Here is a 3161-nt window from a genome sequence, read left to right on the forward strand (position 1 = left end):
ATTTTTATTAGTGGTGATTTCATTTTCTAATCGTCTAAATTTATAATTCCCAAGAATTTAATTGTTGCATCGCATGATGTGCTGTTAAATCAAATTGCACTGGTACAATCGAAATGTAACCGTTTTCTAAAGCCCATTCATCCGTATCAGTTCCTTTATCTAAATTGACAAATTTTCCGGTTAACCAATAATATTCTTTCCCTTGTGGATTTGTTCTTTTGTCAAATTCTTCTTGCCACATGGCTTTCGCTTGGCGACAAATTTTCACTCCTTTTATTTCTTCTTTGCTTAATTTTGGGAAATTCACATTCAAAATCACACCTTCGGGCAAACCATTTTTTAAAACTTCTGAAGCTATTTGTTTTACATGACTTTTTATTGGTTCAAAGTCTGCATCCCAACTATAATCTAATAACGAAAATCCGATAGCGGGAATTCCTTCGATTCCAGCTTCAACTGCAGCACTCATCGTTCCTGAATAAATTACATTAATCGATGAATTTGAACCATGATTAATTCCAGAAACACATAAATCGGGTTTTCTTTTTAGAATTTCGTTTACAGCAATTTTTACACAATCTACTGGTGTTCCGCTGCAACTGTATTCTTGTTCAAGGTCTTTGTCTAAATGTACTTTTTCTAGTTTTAATGTGTTGTTGATTGTGATGGCGTGACCCATGGCGCTTTGTGGGCTATCAGGAGCTACAACTACCACATCGCCAAGTTCTTTCATAACTTCAATTAAAGCGCGAATTCCTGGTGCAACAATACTATCGTCGTTGGTTACTAATATAAGTGGTTTTGACATTCTTCGTACATTTTTTGCTAAATTAAATAATTTATGCCGAAACCTTTTTTTTGAATGACAATTTTTATTGGTTTAACAAAAAATTATAGTATTTTGCATACTTATGGCATGATTTTTTGTGTAATTTAGTTGAAAATTTTTCAATGAAACGAATAGTGGAATTTATGAAAAGAAATTATAAGGTTATATTGTTGGTAACTGCTTTATCAGCAATACTGTGGAGTTTTATTCCTAGAGAAAAAAAAGATGATCCAGAGAAAGACAAACTTTTATTGGAGTTGTTGTCTTTTGTTTTAGAAAAAGGACATTATAGTCCGGTTGAGTTAAACGATGATTTTTCTAAAAAAGTGTACAGTAAATATTTAAATAATATTGATCCTACAAAACGATTTTTTCTTCAAAGTGACATTGATGAGTTCAGTAAATATGAAACTCAAATTGATGACATGATTAAAAATAAAGATTTAACTTTCTTTAACTTAACAAATGCTCGTTTGTTAAAAAGAATGAAAGAATCTAGAGAAATTTATGAGTCTATCTTAGAGAAACCTTTTGATTTTAATGCAAAAGAGAGCATCAATGTAGATTACGAAAAATTACCTTTCAGTAAAAACAAATCTGAATTAGTAGACAGATGGAGAAAGCAATTGAAATTATCTGCTCTTTCTTCGATTACAGATAAGCAAAAACTTGAAGAAGATAAAAAGAAAGATGACGCTAATTACAAAGTAAAATCTTTTGAAACTATTGAAAAAGAAGCTCGTGAAAATTCATTGAAATCATTAAATGAATATTTTGATTTTATTGAGAAAGAATTGGAAAGAGATGATTGGTTTGCAATTTTTTTAAATTCAATTGTAGAACGTTTTGATCCACACACATTCTATTTTTCACCAGATGATAAAGAAAAATTTGATGTAAGTATGAGCGGAACTTTCCAAGGAATTGGAGCTCGATTACAAAAGAAAGAATCTGGAGTTGAAGTATCGGAATTAATTTCGGGTGGTCCAGCTTGGAGAGGAAAAGAATTAGAAGCTGGGGATTTAATTTTAAAAGTAGGTCAAGGTAAAGAAGAACCTCTTGATATTGCTGGAATGCGTTTAGATGATGTAGTGAAGAAAATTAAAGGTCCAAAAGGAACTGAAGTGCGTTTAACAGTTAAAAAAGTTGATGGTACTATAAAAGTGATTACGATAATTAGAGATGAAGTAGAAACAGAAGAAACCTTTGCTAAATCGAGTATTGTAGAGAAAGATGGAAAGAAATTTGGGATTATTTATTTACCTAAATTTTATATTAGTTTTGAAAATAAAGAAAATCGTGACGCTTTTAAAGATGTTGCGGCTGAAATTGAAAAATTGAAAGCACAAAACATTGATGGACTTATCATGGATTTACGCGATAATGGTGGTGGTTCTTTAGAAACTGTGGTTAAAATGGTTGGGTTGTTTATTCCTGAAGGACCAGTTGTTCAAGTAAAAGCGCCTAATAAAAATCCAGAAATTCTGCCAGACCCAGACAAAAAAGTACAATATGATGGCCCACTTGTTGTAATGATTAATAATTTTTCGGCATCAGCTTCTGAAATTTTTGCTGCAGCTATTCAAGATTATAAACGCGGTATTGTTGTAGGAAGTAAACATTCTTATGGAAAAGGAACGGTTCAAAATATGATTGATTTGAATCAATTTATCAGAGGAAATTCTTATGGTGACTTAGGTGCGTTAAAAACAACTATTCAGAAATTCTATAGAATTAATGGAGGTTCAACACAACGCGAAGGTGTAAAAAGTGATATTGTATTTCCAGATCGTTTTGCCTATTTAGATATGGGAGAGCGTGATGAAGAAAGTGCTTTGCCGTGGGATAAAATTGCACCTGCAAAATATCAACCACTTAACATTAACTATGATAATGTAATTGCAAATAGTAAGAGAAGAATTGCCGCTAATTCAACTTTCAATCTTATTGATGAAAATGCAAAATGGATTTTTGAACGTAAAGATGAAAACGATTTTAGCTTGAATTTGAATGAATTCAATAGAGAAATTGAAACAGCCGATGCAAAAATTAAGAAGTTTAAAGCAATTACCGATTATAAAAATAATTTTGTGTTTACCTCTTTGCCAGACGAAGTTGCTTTGTTTGAGAAAGATACTTTACTAAAACAAAAAAGAGAGCGTTGGCACGAAGACATGCAAAAAGATATTTACATTGAAGAAACTTTAAATGTTATTTCTGATATGAAATTATTAACTAAAGGAAAAGGATTAACTCAGAAATTGAGTTTGAATTAATCATAAAAAAAAACCGATTCGTGAGAATCGGGTTTTTTTTATTCTAGTTTTTTCAA

The 3161-nt window shown here is 31.2% G+C and carries 2 protein-coding genes; one reads left to right on the forward strand and one right to left on the reverse strand.

The annotated features are described in order from the left end of the window. Window positions 1–40: 40 nt before the first annotated feature. Entirely contained in the window at window positions 41–808 is a 768-nt protein-coding gene (gene surE / locus L6Q46_RS13315) for a 5'/3'-nucleotidase SurE (RefSeq protein ID WP_291284713.1), read from the reverse strand. A 143-nt stretch (window positions 809–951) separates the two neighbouring features. Here surE and L6Q46_RS13320 point away from each other — a divergent pair, with 143 nt between their 5' ends. Further along, complete coding sequence (locus tag L6Q46_RS13320; protein ID WP_291284714.1) at window positions 952–3105, forward strand: carboxy terminal-processing peptidase; 2154 nt, start codon at window positions 952–954, stop codon at window positions 3103–3105. Window positions 3106–3161 lie beyond the last annotated feature (56 nt).

The organism is Flavobacterium sp. (genome assembly GCF_023151265.1).
In the GTDB taxonomy this organism is placed as follows: Bacteria; Bacteroidota; Bacteroidia; order Flavobacteriales; family Flavobacteriaceae; genus Flavobacterium.